The organism is Paenibacillus chartarius, assembly GCF_042432825.1.
Classification (GTDB): domain Bacteria; phylum Bacillota; class Bacilli; order Paenibacillales; family NBRC-103111; genus Gordoniibacillus; species Gordoniibacillus chartarius.
The window spans coordinates 95,910-115,452 of record NZ_JBHLWN010000060.1; the positions used below are offsets into that span (position 1 = coordinate 95,910).

13 protein-coding genes and 1 riboswitch are annotated in these 19,543 nt (G+C 57.2%); of the genes, 8 read left to right on the forward strand and 5 right to left on the reverse strand.

Annotation, left to right across the window (positions count from 1 at the left end; genetic code table 11):
* Positions 1-44 precede the first annotated feature (44 nt).
* Together ACFFK0_RS14770 and ACFFK0_RS14775 are read right to left on the reverse strand one after the other, a co-directional pair.
* Entirely contained in the window at positions 45-665 is a 621-nt protein-coding gene (locus ACFFK0_RS14770; RefSeq protein ID WP_377471027.1) for a methyltransferase domain-containing protein, read from the reverse strand.
* Between the two features lie 179 nt (positions 666-844).
* Positions 845-1,231, reverse strand: coding sequence for a PAS domain S-box protein (locus tag ACFFK0_RS14775; RefSeq protein WP_377471028.1), 387 nt, complete (start codon positions 1,229-1,231; stop codon positions 845-847).
* Positions 1,232-1,446: 215 nt separating this feature from the next.
* Positions 1,447-1,646, forward strand: a riboswitch (cobalamin riboswitch).
* A 163-nt stretch (positions 1,647-1,809) separates the two neighbouring features.
* Between ACFFK0_RS14775 and ACFFK0_RS14780 the strand changes: the two genes are divergently transcribed.
* On the forward strand, positions 1,810-4,110 hold the full coding sequence (locus ACFFK0_RS14780) for a ribonucleoside-diphosphate reductase subunit alpha (protein ID WP_377471029.1): 2,301 nt from the start codon (positions 1,810-1,812) through the stop codon (positions 4,108-4,110).
* A gap of 39 nt (positions 4,111-4,149) precedes the next feature.
* Positions 4,150-5,229 (forward strand): ribonucleotide-diphosphate reductase subunit beta, encoded by a 1,080-nt coding sequence (locus tag ACFFK0_RS14785; protein WP_377471031.1) that lies wholly within the window; start codon positions 4,150-4,152, stop codon positions 5,227-5,229.
* A gap of 196 nt (positions 5,230-5,425) precedes the next feature.
* Here ACFFK0_RS14785 and ACFFK0_RS14790 read toward each other — a convergent pair whose 3' ends face one another.
* Positions 5,426-6,553 (reverse strand): metallophosphoesterase, encoded by a 1,128-nt coding sequence (locus ACFFK0_RS14790; RefSeq protein ID WP_377471032.1) that lies wholly within the window; start codon positions 6,551-6,553, stop codon positions 5,426-5,428.
* 209 nt (positions 6,554-6,762) lie between these two features.
* Here ACFFK0_RS14790 and ACFFK0_RS14795 point away from each other — a divergent pair, with 209 nt between their 5' ends.
* The gene (locus ACFFK0_RS14795) at positions 6,763-7,557 is read left to right on the forward strand and encodes a hypothetical protein (RefSeq protein ID WP_377471033.1); all 795 of its coding nucleotides are present in this window, start codon (positions 6,763-6,765) and stop codon (positions 7,555-7,557) included.
* Positions 7,558-7,845: 288 nt separating this feature from the next.
* Here the strand turns inward: ACFFK0_RS14795 and ACFFK0_RS14800 are convergent, their stop codons facing one another.
* Positions 7,846-7,983: a hypothetical protein gene (locus ACFFK0_RS14800; RefSeq protein ID WP_377471034.1), complete on the reverse strand. Its 138-nt coding sequence runs from the start codon at positions 7,981-7,983 to the stop codon at positions 7,846-7,848.
* Between the two features lie 209 nt (positions 7,984-8,192).
* Between ACFFK0_RS14800 and ACFFK0_RS14805 the strand changes: the two genes are divergently transcribed.
* Positions 8,193-9,119: a GAF domain-containing protein gene (locus ACFFK0_RS14805; protein ID WP_377471035.1), complete on the forward strand. Its 927-nt coding sequence runs from the start codon at positions 8,193-8,195 to the stop codon at positions 9,117-9,119.
* 247 nt (positions 9,120-9,366) lie between these two features.
* On the opposite strand, the gene ACFFK0_RS14810 is transcribed toward ACFFK0_RS14805, so the two are convergent.
* On the reverse strand, positions 9,367-9,558 hold the full coding sequence (locus tag ACFFK0_RS14810) for a PspC domain-containing protein (protein WP_377471036.1): 192 nt from the start codon (positions 9,556-9,558) through the stop codon (positions 9,367-9,369).
* A gap of 187 nt (positions 9,559-9,745) precedes the next feature.
* Between ACFFK0_RS14810 and ACFFK0_RS14815 the strand changes: the two genes are divergently transcribed.
* The 4 genes from ACFFK0_RS14815 (at position 9,746) to ACFFK0_RS14830 (ending at position 19,498) form a co-directional block, all read left to right on the forward strand.
* Positions 9,746-10,507, forward strand: a complete 762-nt coding sequence (locus tag ACFFK0_RS14815) for a YhfC family intramembrane metalloprotease (RefSeq protein ID WP_377471037.1) — start codon at positions 9,746-9,748, stop codon at positions 10,505-10,507.
* A gap of 99 nt (positions 10,508-10,606) precedes the next feature.
* Positions 10,607-12,331, forward strand: coding sequence for a glutamine--tRNA ligase/YqeY domain fusion protein (locus ACFFK0_RS14820; protein WP_377471039.1), 1,725 nt, complete (start codon positions 10,607-10,609; stop codon positions 12,329-12,331).
* A gap of 235 nt (positions 12,332-12,566) precedes the next feature.
* Positions 12,567-13,298 (forward strand): suppressor of fused domain protein, encoded by a 732-nt coding sequence (locus tag ACFFK0_RS14825; RefSeq protein WP_377471040.1) that lies wholly within the window; start codon positions 12,567-12,569, stop codon positions 13,296-13,298.
* 446 nt (positions 13,299-13,744) lie between these two features.
* On the forward strand, positions 13,745-19,498 hold the full coding sequence (locus ACFFK0_RS14830) for an Ig-like domain repeat protein (protein ID WP_377471041.1): 5,754 nt from the start codon (positions 13,745-13,747) through the stop codon (positions 19,496-19,498).
* Positions 19,499-19,543 lie beyond the last annotated feature (45 nt).

Genomic DNA, 19,543 nt, shown 5'->3' on the forward strand with positions numbered 1-19,543 from the left:
ATCTCAACTATATGAAAGCTTGCTCTGAAAATGCCTTGAAAACGTCAGCGTTTGTCCTTTCTTGCGAGACAGAATGGCTCGGGATAAGAAAGCCGGCTCATGTGCAGCAATTCATCGTTAGAGATAGGGCTTTTCGCGGCGAGAAAATAGTACAAAATATCGCTTGCTACGTTAAATTGAAGGTCCTTAAGCATCTCGCGCTCCTCATTGTCGAACCATTCCGACGAGAAAGGCTCGTCATAGAACAGCTCCATACGCAGCAAACGCAAATCGCAAGGCGGTTCAGGCGCATCATCGTAGCGGATAGGAGGACATGCGGGGCTATCCGGCGGCTGGTAAAATGTCGGGGTTGTGTAGCGCGGCGTATATTCATCGAAGCGCTGCCGGAAGTACGGATTCGTCAGATGGCGGAAATGACGGGCGAACGGAGCGTAGATACACACAACCGCACGGTCGGCGCACAAGCGGTACAGCTCGCTTAGTACGAACGGCAAATTCGCAACGTACGGCAGCGATCGGCAGGCCATTATGAACGAGGCCGAGGAATCGGGCAAGGGGATCCCCTGGTCGATATCGCAGACGAGATCGACGCCGGGATGCGGCAGCTTGTCGATGCCGAAGAAGCCGGCGTGCTTGTTGGCACCGCAGCCGATGTCCAGCTTCATGGACCATTACTCCTTTCGTAGCCATTCTGCAAAATAGTTTGTACAGCTTATGCAGAATCGGAACGGCGGGTAAGGGACAATGCCCATGATGGTCCGGGCTAACGTCATGAGAAAGAGCCGTTCACACGGCTTGGGAGAAAGCGGACGGCGGAGTGCAGGCAAAGCGGCGGAACGCAGCTTCAGCAAGAAGCTTCGGGCAGCTTCAAAATTTGAGCGACGAGCAGAATGGGGCTGTTGCTGTCAGGATCGCGTACGACACTGGTATGGATGCGGACGGTTACCCGATGGCCTGCCTTGTGAAAATACCGCTTTGTCAGCTCCACGGAGTTGTCGCCGCGATTGAGGAGACAGTCGATAACGCGCACTGATTCCGGCAAATCCTCTTCGAGAGTAATATCCTGGAAGCAGAGCGTCGTTAGCTCCTGCTCGGCATAGCCCGTAATGTCGCATAAAGCTGAATTGACCTTCAGGAAGCTTCCGTCCAAGGCGACAAGAGCCATTCCGATCGGTGAGTACTGGAATATATGATCCAGAATGCCGCGCGTTGATAAGCGACTAAGTGGCATTGGCACAACTCCTTCCAAGTAAAGTCTATTATATCATGAGAATCGCTGATTTGTGACTAGATAAATCATAGAGAGACATTCTCCTCGTTCGGAAACCGGAGCTCTATCTATGATTATATACTTTAGACCGGACACCTCCAAATTGTGGGGTACTGCAAAAAAAAATAATTGACGATACTATATATTGAGTGTAAATTGGTACAAGACAACTATATATTGTTAATGCGGAACAAGGTGTCTGTCGCTTCGCCGAAGGTGCGAAGCGCAGGCTTAATAGGGAAGTTCGGTGCAATTCCGACGCGGTCCCGCCACTGTAAGGGGAGCAAGCTGCAGGATCCACTGGCTCAATAAGCCGGGAAGGAGCAGAGCTGCAATGAACCTGAGCCAGGAGACCTGCCTGTGTCCGTTCGCTGCCAGTACCTACGGGAGATAGGGAAACTGCGGAAAGCCGGGCGGCCGGTTCTGGGCCGACAAGTTTGCATCACTATGCTGCTGCGGGCATTTCGACGTTCTTTTCTCTGCGAAGGGGAACGGCGGAATGCCCTTTTCTCATTATCCATTCAGGAGGCTTGACCAACATGACTCAAACGATCATGGAAGTACTGCAAATCACGAAGCGCGACGGCACGAACGAAGCTTGGAACCCGCAAAAAATACGGACTGTCGTCGGGCGCGCGGTCGCCGGCACAGGCTTGTCCGAAGATGCGCTGTTGGATACGCTGCACGCGCAGCTGAAACCGGGCATCACGACCCGCCACATTCAGCGCCAGCTCGTGCAGACCGCCGCCGAGCTGACGTCGGTGCAGGAGCCGGGGTGGGACAAGGTTGCAGCAAGGCTGTACATATACGACTTGTACAAGGAAGCGGCGCAGCAGCGGGGCTATCCGGCCGGCGTCTACGGCTACGGCAGCTTCGCGGAGCTGCTGGACAAGCTGACGGAGCTGGGCCTGTACGGCGCTTATATGCTGAAGGGGTACTCCCGTGAAGACATCGAGGAGCTCGGAGCCTATATTCGGCCGGAGCGGGACGAGCTGTTCACCTACGTCGGCGTCAAGACGCTTGCCGAGCGCTACTGCGTTCGCGGCTACAGCAAGGAAGTGTACGAGCTGCCGCAGGAGGCGTTCATGGGCGTAGCCATGGCGATTGCTCTCGCCGAGCCGCAGCCGCAGCGGGTGTACTGGGCGAAGCGCTTTTACGATGTTATGTCGCAGCTGCAGATGACGGAAGCGACGCCGACGATGTCCAATGCGCGCAAGCCGTTCCACCAGCTGTCCTCGTGCTTTATCGCTACGGTGGACGATTCGCTCGAGTCGATCTTCCATGTGGTCGACCAATTCAGCCAGGTGAGCAAATTCGGCGGCGGCATGGGCATTTATATGGGCAAAGTGCGCGCAGCCGGCTCCGATATCCGCGGCTTCAAGCATACGAGCGGCGGCATCATCCCATGGATCCGGATTATCAACGATACGGCGGTCGCCTGCAACCAGCTCGGCATGCGCAGCGGCGCTGTCAGCGTCACGCTCGATATTTGGCACCGCGACGTCTGGGATTTCCTGGCGCTGAAGACGAACAACGGGGACGAGCGCCGCAAGGCGCATGACATTTTCCCGGCGCTGTCGATCCCCGACGTATTTATGCGCCAGCTCAAGAAGGAGACGCGGGTGCGGGACGGCAAATTTTACTTGATGTGCCCGCACGAGATCGAGACGGTAATGGGCTGGCGGCTGGAGGACTGCTACGACGAGCGCGAGGGCGGCGGTACGTTCACGGAGCGCTACTGGCAGTGTGTCGACCATCCGGATATTGCGAAGCAGGAAGTGGCGGCGGTCGATCTGCTTAAGGCGATCATCCGCTCGGATACGGAGACGGGGACGCCGTTCCAATTTTTCCGCGATACGGTCAACCGGCTCAATCCGAACAAGCACGCGGGGATGATCTACTCGAGCAACCTGTGCATGGAAATTGCGCAAAATATGTCCGCCGACAGTCCGCTGGAGCGCCGGGTGCTCGAGGTGGACGGCGTGGAGCAGGTGGCGGAGCTGCGGCGCGCCGGCGATTTTGTCGTCTGCAATCTCGGCTCGCTGAACCTCGGACGGGTGCATTCGGAGGAGCTGCTGGCCGAGGTCGTGCCTGTCGTCGTGCGGATGCTCGACGATGTAATTACCGTCAACCAGCTGCCGGTCAAGCAGGCGGAGCTGACGAACGCGCGTTACCGGGCGATCGGGCTCGGGACGTTCGGTTATCATCATATGCTGGCACTGCAGGGCATCCCTTGGGAGTCGGACGAGCACATTGCGTTCGTCGACCGGTTGTACGAGCGGATTGCCTACTATGCCGTTAAGGCCAGCTGCGAGCTCGCCCGGGAGAAGGGAAGCTACCCGCTCTTTGAGGGCTCGGATTGGGAGACGGGCGCGTATTTTGCCCAGCGGGGCTATGACAGCGAGGAATGGCGGCAGCTGGCGGCGGAGGTGCGGGAGCACGGGATGCGCAACGGCTATTTGCTCGCGGTCGCGCCGAACGGCTCAAGCGCCCAATATGGCGGCTCGACACAAAGTATCGACCCGATCTATGCGCGGTTCTATCTCGACGAGAAGAAGAACGCCGTCGTGCCGATCATTGCGCCGGATCTGAACGCCCGCACAATGTGGCTGTACAAAGAAGCGCACACGATCGAGCAGACCTGGAGCATTCGGGCGTGCGCCGCCCGCCAGCGCCATATCGATCAGTCGCAGAGCTTCAACCTGTACATTACGCCGGAGACGAAGGCTGCCGAGATCGCCCAGATGTACGTCGGCGCTTGGGAGAGCGGCGTGAAGACGCTGTATTATACGCGCAGCCGAAGCGTCGAGGTGGAAAACTGCGAAGCGTGCGCGGTGTAAGCGAGATTTTCCATTTGATAAGAAGGGATTGTACCGGACATGACAACAGGACATACAGGACAGGGCCGACTGGAGCCGAAGGCGCTGTTTAATCCGAAGGCCGGCATCGACCCGGCGCAGCGCAGGCTGATCGGCGGCGAGACGACGAATCTGATGATGCTGAGCAACAACAAATACAAGTGGAGCTTTCCGCTGTACAAGACGATGATGCAAAATTTCTGGATTCCCGAGGAAATTTCGCTTGGCCAAGACAAGCTGCACTACGAGCGGCTCGACGAAGCGGAGCGGGATGCGTTCGACCGCATTATTTCGTTCCTCGTCTTTCTCGATTCGCTGCAGACGGTCAATTTGCCGAATATCAACGACTTCGTCACGCTGCCGGAAGTGAATCTGCTGCTGAACATTCAAACGTACCAGGAGGCGCTTCATTCGCAGAGCTACGGCTACATCCTGGAAAGCGTCGTCGGCGCGAACCGGGTGCAGGGCATTTACGAGATCGCCGTCACCGATCCGTTCCTGCTGAAGCGCAACGGCTTTATCGCCGGCTGCTATCAGGAGTTCATCGATCACCAGTCGCCGGAAGGGTTCGTCAAGGTGATGATGGCGAACTACATTCTGGAGGGCATTTATTTTTACGCGGGGTTCAGCTTCTTCTACAATTTGGCCCGCTTCGGCAGGCTGACCGGGGTCGGCACGGAGATTAAGTATATTAACCGCGATGAGCTGACGCATCTGAGCTTGTTCCAGAACATGTTCCGCGAGCTGCGCCTGGAGGAGCCGGGGCTGTTTACGCCGGAGCTGGAGGAAGAGCTGAGGGGCATGATGAAGACGGCTGTGGAGCACGAGATCGAATGGGGACAGTATGCGGTCGGGGACCGGATTCAGGGGCTGAACAGCCGGTTGATCGCCGAATATATCCAATATTTGTCAAACTTTCGGCTGCAGGCGCTCGGGCTCGAGCCGCTCTATCCGGAAGCCGACCGCGATCCGCTGCCGTTCATCCGCCAGTTCACGCAGTTCAACCAGACGAAGACCGATTTCTTCGAAGAGAAGGTGATCAACTACGCCAAGGGCGGCGGCGATCTGCAGCTGGACGAGCTGGATGAGCTGGATTTGTAGGTGTTAATGCAATAAGGAAATGCCCGTTTAAGCCTGTAATAAGGCAGTAAACGGGCATTTGTTTTTTGTTGCCTTATCCGAAAGTTGGGGGAGCGGGCTGCCGGGAAGGGTTCTTTTCGTTGTCGAATACGGTCTTCCCGGGTATTGGAGCCTCCGTTCAAGCCGCATGACCATGACCCTAACCCGGGAATGACGTTTACGGTGTGAACGTCACCACAACCTCTACAATTTCCGAACGGCTGCCGATGCGAATCGGCGGTCCCCACGTGCCGTAACCGGACGAGACGATCGCGTGCATCCGGCCTTTGCGCTTGTAGCCCCAATCCAGCTCGAACAAGCGGCGGGTAATGAGATGGTTCGGCATGAATTGGCCGCGGTGCGTGTGGCCGGACAGCATGATGTCGGCGCCGGCCGCTTCCGCGCGCTCCAGATGATGAGGCTGATGATCGAGCAAAATGATCGGCAGGCGCGAGTCTACCTGCGCCAGCAGCTCATCTACGGCTAAGCGCCCGTCAGGGTCCATGCTCTCCGCAGCTTTGTCCTTTCGCCCCGCGACCGCAAACTTTCCTTCCACGATGACCGTTTCGTCCCGCAGCACCGGGATGCCGATCTCCCTCATCCGATTTACATACGCCTCGATGCCGCCGCCGTAATATTCATGATTGCCAAGGACAGCGTATACGCCGTAACGGGCTTTCAGCCGCTTCAGCACATCGGCCATATTTTTGCGCAGGAACGGCTCGACCGCATCGTCCAGCACGTCGCCCGCGAACAGCACAAGGTCCGGCTCCAGCTTGCCGATCTCATCGACGAGCCGGTTCAAATACCGGTTCTCTACAATATCCCCGAGGTGAATGTCGGAAGCGACGGCGATCCGAAGCCCGGACAGGCCGCCTGCATCTTTGTCGATGTCGACCGGATAGCGGCGAACGATCGGCGTCCACGCGTTGTAAGAGCCTCGCAGCAGCAGCGCCGCCAGTATAGCGACCACGATAACGCCGAGCAGAGGCACGTAAACGGCGGAGCCGACTCCGGACCAGGCGAGCAGCGCTCCTGCGATGTCGGCGACCGGCAGCAGAATGACGGCAAATTCGAATACGGCGAAATAATACGATCCGATCAGCTTAAGAGCGAGCCGAAGCGGTCTGGGGAGTATGCGCAGCCTGCCGAGCAAATAGGCGAACGTCAAGACGACGAAACACGCGGCAAGCAGGGGCTTGACGGCGGCAAGGCCGAGAGCGTCGAGCAAAATGGCCCCGTGCCAACCGATATAGGCGCTAAGCCCAAAAAATAAAAGCAGCATGAACATGAACCGATATCTCATCAGGTTGTACCCTCCTTGGCCCGCTCCACGGTACTGCATTTCATTGTACCATTTGCCGCCACTCGGACCAACATTCAGCATTTTTTCAGCTGGCATTAACGTTATCCTCAGCTTAGGCTCAGGTGAAATTCATGTTGGGCAGTTATCCTATGGGTGTAAGGCGAACGAAAACCAAACAACACTTCAAAAACGAAAGGTTGGTATCCACGATGAAAAACGTATCTCTCGGCCGTACCCTTCTGACAACGTCTTTAGCTGCAGCACTGCTTGTAGGCGGCGGCGCCGCACTGATTCACAATACCGCATACGCGGAGGACGCGGGAACTGCGACTGCAGCGCCATCTACATATGCAACGACTCCAGCGGCATCCGCTGCTGATTCGACGACGGCGGCTCCTGCGAAGCCAAACCAGGGTAAGGGCTTCAAGGACCGCAAAGGCGGCCAGCGCTACGGCGGCAATGTGGTTCAAGAAGCGGCGGCGCTGCTCGGCATCGACGAAGCTGCGCTGAAGAACGAGCTGGCCGGCGGCAAGACGCTAGCGCAAGTCGCGCAAGAGAAAAGCGGGCTGAGCAAAGAGACGCTCGTGCAGAAGCTGAGCGATGCGATCACCGCCAAGCTGGATGAGCAGGTGAAGAACGGCACGCTGACGCAGGCGCAGGCCGATCAGGCGAAAGCGAACCTGACTGACCGGATTACGAAGGAAGTCGACGGACAGTTTCCGTTCGGCCGCGGCGGAAACGGCGCCCGCGGGGACCATGGCGGCTTGGGCAAGTTCACCGACGCCGCGGCTTTGGCCGAATATTTGAAGCTGACGGAAGCCGAGCTGCAGACGAAGCTGCAGGAAGGCCAGTCGCTCAGCGCAATCGCTCAAGCTCAAGGCATCAGCGAAGACCAGCTCGTCGAGCACATTAAAGAAAGCATGACCGACAAAATCAAAACCTTCGTGCAGCGCACGCACAAAGCGCCTGCAGCCCCGCAGCCGGCACCTGCCCCTGCACAATAAAATAACGATGCCCTCTGTCGAACCGGCAGAGGGCATTGTTATTGTTGACCATAGAAGAAACATATTGAGCTTTCGGATTGGCGATAAATAACTTCCGCTTAACGCGGTCGCTTCTCATGGACAGGAAATCTGCTTCGGAGGTTAGCGTCACTTTGTTCCGTTCGGGAGCAAGGCTTCGAACTCCCGTTTCGGAAAGCCGCATTAAGAACGAGGTATTATTGCAAGCGCATTCATCGGATCGTCCGTAGTCTTGCTGGCATAGACCCGGCCATACATATCGTTTATATCCTAGAAGGCTGGCAGCGGCTGCGCATCGACGGCCGTTCCCTTATTTCCGGCAGCAGCGGCGGCAACGGCATTCGCCGTCACCGACAACGCTGCGGCCAGCCAAAGGATGCGGATTTTTCTCCATCTGCGTCTGCGCATGGGTCGTCACTCCTTCTTGAGATTGATGGATTCAGCTTCTTGAGCCACTTTCATAGTAAATGAATTATTTTAACGGGAGGTTAACATCAAGTGAAGGTTATGTTAATATTTTATTCGACATTATTTTCGTGAGTTTTGTCGAATCTTGTATTTTCTTAACAATTTGGTTCTATGATGACCGTAGACAATGATTCTTGAGGTGAAACCGCGTGGAGCAGCTTGCGTGGGGCGTTGTAGTATCCAGCCGGGAAGAAGAGAAGGAGCGTCTGCAGGAGCTGTACCGGCTTGCCCTTGTCGATACCGAGGCGGAGGAAGCGTTCGACCGGATTACGAGAACGGTCGGCCGTGTATTTGAGATGCCGATATGTCTAATCTCGCTAGTGACGGAAGACCGGCAATGGTTCAAGTCAGCCTGCGGCTTGCCGGAAGTGCTGATGCAGACGCGGGAGACGCCGCGCTCTTGGTCCTTCTGCCAGCACGTGGTCGCAAGCAAGCAGATGCTTGTCGTGCACAATGCGGCGGAGCATGAGAAGTATCGAACGCTTCCGTCCGTCAAGGAAATGGGAATCGGTTTTTATGCCGGCGCGCCGATTGTGACGGCTAAGGGACATATTCTCGGCACTTTATGCGTGATTGATGTAAAGCCTCGCGAGTTCGACAAGGCCGGGGAAAAGATGCTCCGCGATTTCAGCAAATGGGTTGCGGCCGAAATCGAGCTGCGGGATCGGGGTTTGCATACTCCCATGAGCCGCAGCCTGTCGATAGCGGGCGAAGACGATATCGAGCGGGCTATGGACATTACGGAAAAGCTGTCGGGCGAAATCGGTTGGACGAGAACGGAGACGCTGCTGCTGAAGCTGGCGGTGGAAGAGGCGTGCACCAATGCGTATCAGCATGGCCGACCGGGAACGTTTCAGCTGTATTGGAACGTGGGCCATAACGATCTCGATATTGTGATTTATCAGGCGGGACAAGCATTCCAGCTGCGCGAATCGAATGAGCCGAACGTCTCCGGCAGGGGACGGGGGACGCTCTTGATGCAGGAAATTATGGATACTGTCGTGCTGTACGATAACGGCGATTCGACGGAACTGCATATGCGGAAAAAAATGACTATGCCGATGCGGTCGGCTTAAGTTCAAGCGTCCTCAAGGGCGCTTTTTTGCTTTACCGGAAAATGAAGCGATGCATATTTTTATTGGAAAGTCGGGGCGACGGCAAATGCAGCTTCGCTCTCGGGATTGCTGCAAAATCATCAGTAGACATGCGGGACCAAAGTCCCGGCCAAGGGCGCCGCGGCAACAACGGCCGGGGCCAGCCGCGAGGGCTCCGGTAAAATAAAGCCGAAAGTATCGGCGGGCCCCGCGGCGCTGTGCAGCGGCTTTATGCCGTGTACTGCTTCGGTACGATCCAGCTGGACAGGGCATACAGCAAAATAAGCGAGCCGCCGGTAAACAAGGTAGCGATGACGAGCAGGAGACGCAGCAGCGTTGCGTTGAGGCCGAAGCGCTCGGCCAGGCCTCCGCATAAGCCGGTTAAACGGCGGTTGTAAGCGGAACGGTACAGTCGGTTCATATATACATTCCTCCATTAGTTATGTGAATGGAATTGCTTATGACTGTATTGTAGACCGCCCCGTCTCCGGCCGAAACGGACCCGCGGCGGTGCAGGTGCCCGGCCTTTGGTCGGGTCTTGCTTCGTTTGAACGAATGAAGACCCGTCAGCGTATTAATGGCATCGCGCACAGAAAGAAGGGGTTCCAATGTCGTTTGCAACACTGCTTATCATTATTATCGTCGGCCTGCTCTGCATGGCGCTGCCGTTCGCAGCTATGGCCGTGCTGCGCCGAAGGTTCGGAATGAGTCTGCGGTGGAGAGTCGCTGCGATCGGAGCGCTGACGTTCTTCGTATCGCAGATCGTCCTCCGGCTGCCGTGGCAAATTCCGCTCAATCAGTTGGCCGTCCAGAACGGCTGGACGAGCGGCGTTCCGTTCCTGCTGTTCGGCCTCGGCGCCGCGATTACGGCAGGCTTCTTCGAAGAAACCGGCCGCTACTTCGCCTACCGCTGGTTCGTCAAGCGGCCGGCCAAGGACGATGCGATAGCGCTCGGCCTTGGCCACGGCGGCATCGAGAGCGCTCTGCTTGTCGGCGTCAGTTCCATCTCTACAGGAGTGATGCTGTATCTGTTCGCGAACGGTGGATGGAACGTTCCGGCGGAGCAAGCGGCGGCCCTGCAGCCGCTGCTGGACCGGTTTGCGGGTACGGGATGGAGCCTGCAGCTTGTCGTGCTGCTGGAACGTATGAGTGCCGTAACCGCACACGTGGCGATGAGCGTGCTCGTGTACACCGCTTATGTCCGCCGCAGATGGATGCCATACTTTGCCGCTCTTGCCGTACATGTAGCGATTGATGCGACGGCTGCCGTGCTAGCGGGACGTTTGCTTGTGCAGGAGAGCATCATTTTGCTGGTCGGCATCGTTTGTTTGTGGGGAATGATCCGCTGGTGGCGCCGGGCTGACGGTTAATTTTGTGTGTATGGCCGTAAGGGCTTTGATTTCTGGGGTTCGGATTGTGTATGATAGTTGTTATATTCAAATCCGATTACGAACTCAGGAGGAATGGCGATGGAAGTGGAATCGAAAGCGGCGGCGCCGACCAATTTCATTAAACAGATCATTATGGAAGACTTGAAGAGCGGCCAGGTGCAAACCGTCGTCACCCGCTTCCCGCCCGAGCCGAACGGGTATTTGCATATCGGCCATGCCAAGTCGATTTGGCTGAACTTTTCGCTCGCGGACGAGTTCGGCGGGAAGACGAATCTTCGCTTCGACGATACGAATCCGGTCAAGGAAGACGAGGAGTACGTGCGCTCCATTCAGGAGGACGTGAAGTGGCTGGGCTTCGAATGGGACGGGCTGTTCTTCGCTTCGGATTATTTTGACGAGATGTACGAGCGCGCCGTGCTGCTGATCAAGAAGGGCAAGGCTTATGTGGACGACCAGACGCCGGATCAGATCCGCGAGACGCGCGGTACGCTGACGGAGCCGGGCAAAGAAAGTCCTTACCGCAACCGCAGCGTGGAGGAAAACCTCGACCTGTTCGAGCGGATGCGGAAGGGCGAGTTCCGGAACGGCGAGCGGGTGCTGCGGGCGAAGATCGATATGGCATCGGGCAACATCAACCTGCGCGACCCGGTCATTTACCGGATTCTTCACGCGGCGCACCACAACACCGGGGACAAATGGTGCATTTACCCGATGTACGCATATGCGCATCCGCTCGAGGACGCGATCGAAGGTGTGACGCATTCGATCTGTACGACGGAGTTCGAGGAGCAGCGTCCGCTTTACGATTGGGTCGTGCGCGAGTGCGAAATGCCGCAGGTGCCGCATCAATACGAGTTCGGGAAGCTGAAGCTCGCCGACACGATTATGGGCAAGCGCTACTTGAAGCAGCTCGTGGACGAGAAGCGCGTGGACGGCTGGGACGATCCGCGCATGCCGACGATCTCGGGCCTTCGCCGCCGCGGCTACACGCCGGAGGCAATCCGCAATTTCTGCGCCGAGACCGGCGTTTCCAAGAGCGGAGGCGTGATCGATCTCATTTTCCTGGAAAATTTCGTGCGCGACGATCTGAAGCTGAAGGCCCCGCGGACGATGGCCGTACTGCAGCCGCTTAAGGTGGTCATTACGAATTATCCGGAAGGCCAGGTCGAGATGCTCGATGCGGAAAATAACACGGAAGCTCCGGAGATGGGCATCCGCCAAATTCCGTTCTCGCGGGAAATTTACGTGGAGCGGGACGATTTCATGGAGGAGCCGGTCAAAGGCTACCACCGGCTGTTCCCGGGCAACGAAGTGCGGCTGAAGCATGCGTATTTCATCAAGTGCGAAGAGGTCGTCAAGAACGAGGCGGGCGAAGTTGTCGAGCTGCGCTGCACATACGACCCGGAGACGAAGAGCGGCAGCGGGTTTACGGGCCGCAAGGTGAAGGGGACGATCCATTGGGTCGAGGCGACGCAGGCGGTGCCGGCGGAGTTCCGGCTGTATGAGCCGCTCATGGCGAAGCAGGACGAAGCTGCGGCGGACGATGAGGAAGGCGAAGCGTATGCGGCCGGTGCCGCGGGAGCGGAAGCCTCTTTCCTCGACAAGCTGAATCCGAAGTCGCTGGAGATCGTGCATGGCTTCGTCGAGCCGAACATGAAGGATGCGAAGGCGCATGATAAGTTTCAATTTTTCCGGCATGGGTACTTTAACGTGGATCCGAAGCATACGACGGCGGAGAAGCTCGTCTTCAACCGCATCGTATCGCTGAAGAGCTCGTTTGACCCTGGAGCCGGGGGCAAATAAGGGGAAGCCGTGTCCTTAGGGGCGCGGCTTTATTTGTGCGCAGCGGCAGGAATGATTATCCAATTATGGAACAATTGTTCCCGTTCCGGGGTATAAACGCTTCAACGATTATCGAATTTCGGAAAAATCGTTTGCGGTCCGCCCAAGATATGGTATTGTAAAGCTGTAAGATATAGCGAACAGGAACGACATGTCGAACCGTGCAGTTGCATGGTTGCATTGGGGGTACAGAGAGATGGTCAACATTGGAACTTCGCCTTCCGGACAGCCGATTTACCGGCATGGCGAAAGGCAGACGCCGTTTCAGCTTGCGCTGGGCAACGAAGAGACGATCAAGGCGGTCGGCGAACATGTGGAGCAGTATATCGGACGGATTGCGGGCGTGTATCATGAAATGATTTCGGATCTCGTTCATCTGGATCTGTTCCTGGTAGCCCCGACGCCGGAACGCAATTTCTATACGCTGGTCACCTGCGGCATGAGCGATTTGCCGATGACGGTTCCGCCCGGTGCGGAAACGTACCGCTATGCCGAGCTGATGCTTGCGCTGCCGCCGACGTGGCGGTTCTCACAAGAGGATTTCAAGGACGAATCGTGCTACTGGCCGATCCGTCTGCTGAAGACGATGGCCCGGCTCCCCCATGAATACAATACATGGCTGCATTTGGGGCATACGGTTCCGAACGGAGATCCGGCGGAGCCTTATGCTGCCGGCACGAAGCTGAACGGTGTAATGCTGACGATTCCTGCGTCCTTGGACAATGTGCCCGGTTTCTTCAAGCTGAAGCTGTCGGAGACGAAGACGGTTCACTTCTTCGGGCTGGTGCCGTTGTACGAGGAAGAGATGGCGTTCAAGCTGAAGCACGGGGCGGACAAGCTGTTCGAGAAGCTGGATCGGGCGGGCATAAGCGAGCTGCTTGATCCGCAGCGCAAATGCGTCTTGAGGAAGCGTTTTTGGTTCTGGTGACAGAGATCCGATTGGCAAGCCAAAGTAAAGCAATGCTGGTCCCGCAGCGGCCGGCATTGCTTTGTTTTTTGCTGTGCGGGTATCAAGAGCGTGAAATTGCCTGCTTGATCGCAGGGATTTCCCCCGACGTACCGCTTCGGTAAGAAGCAACAATAGCCGAATTCCCCTCCCCACCGCAGAAGGAGTAGCTTCTGTGATCATAGCTGCGGTGCGCCTGATCCCACCCATGCATTTTCCCGGAGCCTGTCCGTACGGCAAGCCTTGCATGGCATTACATATGTTTTTCATTTGTAATATTTTGGTATATATGGGCTTAATAAAAAAAGTATTCCCGATACGTGTCGATCAGTGTAAAATGAAGTGGGACTATTTTACCAATACGCGAAACATAAGGAAGTATCGAGAATCATAACAGACAAATAACGATGGAAAGGGAGGGATTGATTTTGCGCAAGTCGCGAAAAGCCCGCAAACGCCAGTCTGCCGCCCAGCAGCGCAAGCTGAAGGCCGCTCGGTACGTGCCGGCCAAAGCCATTACAGGACTTTCCGCAGCGCTGGGCGTCGCCTTTACTTTAGCGGTTTTGCCAGCGCATGCCGCTACTCCCTCGACTGGGGAAATCTTGATCAAAAATTCGACAAGCCCCGGGGTACCCGGCGAAAATAATTTCCGTTATTTCTCCCCGGCTTCCTTGACGGAGGGGGTCGATACCGGAACGCTCTACTCAGGCAACAGTACGGTGGTCCAGCCGAACGGCAGCATGAGCAACTGGAAGGCCACCTTCCGTATGTCGCTCAGCGCCGTACAGCAAGCCGTTGACAAAGGCGATATGAGGGTTCAGGTCAACTTCGACGGCCGAAGCTTTGACAACTGGGACAACGATTTGCTCGAGGCCGCCATCCGGTCGATTGATCCTTTCGGCACGGCTACGAAGTTGATCGGCTATGGTGAAGACGAGGGGAGCGACGAATTCAACAACGTCATGGACTGGAAAACGATCAACTCCCCTTGGTTTAACCTCGCCCCCGGCACGCGGGATATCGAGCTCTATTTTTATTCGACGGATGGGGAGACTGGCGACAACCTGACCGGCGTAAGAAACATTCAGGTTTATTTGGCCGATCAGCTTGCGCCGAAGCTGAGCAAAGTTACCGTAAACAATGCCCCGGGAACTTATAAAGCGGGAGATACGATTACGTTCAACCTGCAGTTCGATGAGCCGGTCAAGGTGAACACGGCTTTGAAAATTCCGATGAACTCCGGCGGACAAGCGGTGTACCAGAGCGGCAATTTGACGAATACGCTGACTTATACATATACCGTGGGAGCGACCGATCAGCAGAGCGCCTTCAACCTGCAGGGCGGCAGCGCTCTGAATACGGCAAGCAACATGCTTTACATAACCGATTTGGCCGGTAATGCACTTAGTGAGCAGACGAGCGGCTTTGCCACGGATTTTACGGCGAAAAGCATTGCCGTCGACGGAGGACCGCCGCAGATCGCCCAAATTACGGCAAGCAAGTCGAATACGGCGCTGAAGGCAGGCGACACCGTAGATCTAACCGTAAGATTTGGCGAAACCGTGAATGTCTCGGGATCGGCGAGCTCCATCATGCTGCAGCTGAATAACGGCGCGTCGGTGCCGGCGCTTAGCGTCGGGAACGGCTTGAACGAGCTGAATTTCCGGTACACGGTCGCCGCAAGCGGCCAGGATACGGCTCAACTGGCGGTAACAGGCTTGACGGGCGGAACGATCACGGATCCGGCGGGGAACGCTCTGGTGCGGACGATTCAAGGCAGTCAGCTGACGGGGCTGCGCGTCGATACGACGGCGCCTGCGGTGCAAATCGCCGCTCCCCCTGCGACATACGGCAAGTCTGTAAGCCTGAACGTCGCGGTTACGGATGCAAACGGCTCCGGCCCGAAATCGTTCCGGTACTATTGGTCTGCCGATGCGAATCCGCCTGCCGATTGGGGCGCAAGCGGGATCGGCGAGGTGCTTACGGACAGCTTAAACATTCCTTCTCCAACCGGTGTTACCGGGGAGTACTACTTGCATGTGCGCGGCTATGACAGCGTTGGGAACAGCAAGGACGGCAAAGTCAAGGTGTTCTTGGACAACTCGGCGCCGACGGTCACGTTCACGCCGGACGGGAGCGCTCTGTTTGCGAAAAGCCACTCCGTAACGGTTCGGGCAGCCGATGCGCAAGCCGGTCTGAACGGCACAGGCTTCCAGTATCAGTGGCTGTCCGGCGGAGCTGCAATCGACGAGTCCGGCTGGCGCACCGACGGAAGCCTAGGGACGGCGCTGGCATCGGCGCCGACCGGCGCTTCCGCCACGGGCCGCTGGAAACTTGCCGTGCGCTTGACGGATCAGGCGGGGAATACGGCCGATGCCGTGTCGCTGCCCTTCGAGGTGGATCGGACCGGTCCGCAAATTACGGTGACGCCGGACGGCAGTATATCGTACAAGAAGAGCTACGCTATTCGTGCTGAGGCGCTTGACGCTGCAGGCGTGCAGTCGGTTTCCTATCAATGGTCCGACAGCGGCGCAACTCCGGATGCTAACGATTCAGGCTGGCTGCTGACAGCCGGGGACGGCACGATCGGGACGATGCCCGTTCATGAAGAACAGTCTTACCTGCACATCAAGGCCGTCGATGCGGCGGGCAACGTTGCTTACACGCAGAAGACGTTCCGCTTCGATTTAACCGCACCGACAGTTGCCTTCGAACCGAACGGCTCGGGCATTCCGGCCAAGAGCGCTTCTCCGGCCGTCACCATTCTCGATCCGGGCGGCAAGAACGCGGTAACTTCCTACTATCAGTGGAAGCCGCTTAACGAGGCTGTTCAGGAAGCGGATTGGAGGCCGGTCGACTCCACAGGCTTTGTAAAAACAGGCGGAGACGGTCTATGGGTACTGCATGTGAAGGCGACGGATGCGGAAGGAAATTCGGCGCAGGCCCAAAGCGAGCCGTTCCTGCTCGACAACAGCGCACCGATCGGAAGCTTAGAGGCCGTTAAGCCGTTTACGAACGTTCCGGCGGCCCGGGTCCGGCTGCTGACACAGGAGCCGTTCGAGCGCCGAAACCAGCTGCAATATCAGCTGTCGACCGACGGAGGGGCGAGCTGGAGCCCGTGGAGCGGTTTCGTCGACGAGACGGATGTGACACTCCCAGACCTGGAGGGCAGATACACGATTTTGTTGAAGCTCCGGGACTATTCAGGCAACGAAAGCGGCGTATATTCGACTGCGATTGTACTGGACAAGACGAAGCCTGCCGCAACCGTCCAATACAGCACGACCGGCTGGACGAAGTCGCCGGTTACGGCGAGCCTGACGAATTTGCAGGACCCCGGCGGCAGCGCGTCCGACAAGATCAAGATCGTAAGCAGCGGCGGAAGCACGCATACGTTTACGGCGAACGGAGCATTTGATTTCGTTATCGAAGACGAAGCGGGGAATCGGGAAACCGTTACGGCGCAAGTCGGCAATATCTACGACGAGACGGTAACGGTCCGCATGAATCCGGAAGGAAGCCCGACGCCGGCGAAATCCGCGCTCATCGAGGTTACCGTAGACAATTCCTCCGGCGAAGCCGTCGATCCTAAGCTGCAATACCAATGGAGCAGAGAGTTGACTCCTGCCGACGATCAGTGGGTATCCGCCGCTACGACCGCTTGGGATCATCCGGCGGACAACCTGCATGCCGAGCTGGAGCTAGTAGAGGCCGACGGCGTTTCTGTTACGAAGGACGTATACAGGTTTATGGCTTCGGGCGGCGACGGGAGCTGGTATTTGCACGTGAAAGCGGTCGACCGCGGCGATCTGCCTACGGTGCGCACGAGCCAGGCGGTTGTTCTGGACAATACGGCGCCGCAAGCGGCGGTAGTCTACAGTCCCGCTCCGGGAACGCCTACAGGCAACCCGGTCGTGGCTCGTCTGCAATCTGCGGAGAATATCGCGATCACGCAGCCGGCAAGCGGTGACAATTATTACGTCTTTGAGCAAAACGGCTCCTTCACGTTCAACTTCCGTGACGCCGCAGGCAACGCCGGTACGGCGGAAGCGAATGTCGATTGGATCGATCCGGCTCTGAAAACCGTAAGCATTGCCTATTCGACGTTAGCGCCTACGAACGGCCCGGTAACCGTGACCATCTCGGCGAACGGAGATCCGGCCAAGGAGCTTGTCCAGGTGTTGTTTCCGGACAGTATGAGACCGCAGCTCATCGAGCAGAGCGTGACCCAGGCCGTCTATCAGGTTGAAGACAACGGAAGCTTTAGCGTGCTGTGGAAATATGCCGGCTCCGCCGAGCTCGAAGCTCCGCTGCAAGGGCAGGTTACGAATATCGACAAGGAAGCTCCTTCCGCGTCGTTAACCTACAGCCGAACGGGCTGGACGAATCAGAACGTGTCCGTTACGGCGAATGTTTATGACAACGCCGGCCAAGTCACGCTCATCGAAGGCGGCAGTCAAGGCTTTACCCATCTGTTTACGGAAAACGGCGAGCGGACCTTTATTTTCCGCGACCAGGCGGGCAACGAGGGCCGTGCTACGGCTGCCGTGTACGGTATCGATAAGCTGCCGCCGACAGCGCGGATCGAGTACAGTGTGCCTGCAAACCAATGGACGAACGGAGAGGTCGTCGCCACGCTTATTATGGACGAGCAGCAGGGACAATCGCCGCAGCGGGTCATCAACAACAACGGCAGTCCGACGTATACGTTCAAGGACAACGGCGAATTCACGTTCGTCGTCCAGGATGAGGCCGGCAACACCCAGACGTTCAAGGCGTCGGTCGCCAATATTGACCGAACCGCACCGACGGCAACCGTCGTATACGACCGGGATCCCGCCCGCAAAACAAGGGAAGCGGTGACCGCGTCGATCCGCTTCGGCCCGGATCAAAGCCCGATAGCCGTAACGAATAATGCTGGCGGCCTGTCTTACACGTTTACGGAGAACGGCACGTTCACATTCGAGTATAAGGATGCGGCAGGCAATACGGATACGGTCACGGCGGTAGTCAGCAATATCGACCGGGAGGGGCCGACGGCGGAGCTCAGCTATTCGCGCGTCATGGCGACCAATAAGGACGTCGTGGTGACGATTCAGCCGAGCGAGCCTGTCACGATCTTGACCAATAGCGGGCGGAAGGATTACACGTTCACCCAGAACGGTACGTTCGATTTCGTGATGGTCGACGAGGCTGGCAATCAGGGGACGGTTACTGCTGACGTTTACTGGATCGACAAGCAAGCGCCGACAGGAAGCTTGGCGTACAGCACGACAGCGCCGACAAGCGAGCCGGTCGTCGTCACGCTTACGGCGGATGAGCCGATCTATGTGACGAACAACCAAACGAAGCCGCAGCGGGTATTTTATCAAAACGGCAGCTACGTCTTTACGTTCATGGATAAGGTCGGCAACACCTCCAGCGTAACGGCTGTCGTATCCAATATCGACAGCACACCGCCGGAGGCAAACGTGACGTACAGCACAACCGGGCTGACGAACGAGCCGGTCATTGCGACAGTCAGCTCGAACGAGCCGTTTACCGTCGTAAACAACGGGGGCAGCACGCAGTATCGTTTTACCGATAACGGCGTCTTTACGTTCGTTATCAGGGACGCACTCGGTAACACGACTTCCGTCGACGCCAAGGTCAGCAACATTGACCGAACGCCGCCTCGGCTGAAGCCGGGAACGACTCAGCCGCTCGTGTTCAAGCAGAACGGTGCGTTCTCGCTGGCCGATGTACAGGCGCTGGACGAGCGGGACGGCGATCTGACCTCGCAAATCTCGGTAAACTTGAACGGCTTCGATATCGCCCGGCCGGGCACTTATACGGTAGAGTACAGCGTCAGCGACCGGGCTGGAAATACGGCGAAGCTGCAGCGGACCGTAACGGTGGTAGGCATGAACGAGAAGCAGCTGTTCATCAACGGCGAGCTTGTCGGCAATCAGCCGATAACGGTGGCGGGCGCGAAGGTGAAATTTGAATTTGTGAACGCGGAAGGCGAGTTGAACGTGATGTGGAAGAAAGGCCGGCTGACGCGCGGCGAGATGAAGAACGACGCCTTCGAGCTCGCAGGCACGGAGCTGACGGCCCCGGTGCTCGGCTGGTACACCTTCTATATACAGGATCAGGAACGGTCGACGAAGCTTGTCCACGTCTATATCAGCTCGTTGCAATAGCACATTTGACAATACGTTCACGATAAATAAATTTAAGGGGAAAAC

What these genes read in the sequence shown, in the direction of transcription:
- ACFFK0_RS14770 (WP_377471027.1), bottom strand. Translation starts at nt 665, where the DNA reads ATGAAGCTGGACATCGGCTGCGGTGCCAACAAGCACGCCGGCTTCTTC.
- ACFFK0_RS14775 (WP_377471028.1), bottom strand. Translation starts at nt 1,231, where the DNA reads ATGCCACTTAGTCGCTTATCAACGCGCGGCATTCTGGATCATATATTC.
- ACFFK0_RS14780 (WP_377471029.1), top strand. Translation starts at nt 1,810, where the DNA reads ATGACTCAAACGATCATGGAAGTACTGCAAATCACGAAGCGCGACGGC.
- ACFFK0_RS14785 (WP_377471031.1), top strand. Translation starts at nt 4,150, where the DNA reads ATGACAACAGGACATACAGGACAGGGCCGACTGGAGCCGAAGGCGCTG.
- ACFFK0_RS14790 (WP_377471032.1), bottom strand. Translation starts at nt 6,553, where the DNA reads ATGAGATATCGGTTCATGTTCATGCTGCTTTTATTTTTTGGGCTTAGC.
- ACFFK0_RS14795 (WP_377471033.1), top strand. Translation starts at nt 6,763, where the DNA reads ATGAAAAACGTATCTCTCGGCCGTACCCTTCTGACAACGTCTTTAGCT.
- ACFFK0_RS14800 (WP_377471034.1), bottom strand. Translation starts at nt 7,983, where the DNA reads ATGCGCAGACGCAGATGGAGAAAAATCCGCATCCTTTGGCTGGCCGCA.
- ACFFK0_RS14810 (WP_377471036.1), bottom strand. Translation starts at nt 9,558, where the DNA reads ATGAACCGACTGTACCGTTCCGCTTACAACCGCCGTTTAACCGGCTTA.
- ACFFK0_RS14815 (WP_377471037.1), top strand. Translation starts at nt 9,746, where the DNA reads ATGTCGTTTGCAACACTGCTTATCATTATTATCGTCGGCCTGCTCTGC.
- ACFFK0_RS14820 (WP_377471039.1), top strand. Translation starts at nt 10,607, where the DNA reads ATGGAAGTGGAATCGAAAGCGGCGGCGCCGACCAATTTCATTAAACAG.
- ACFFK0_RS14825 (WP_377471040.1), top strand. Translation starts at nt 12,567, where the DNA reads ATGGTCAACATTGGAACTTCGCCTTCCGGACAGCCGATTTACCGGCAT.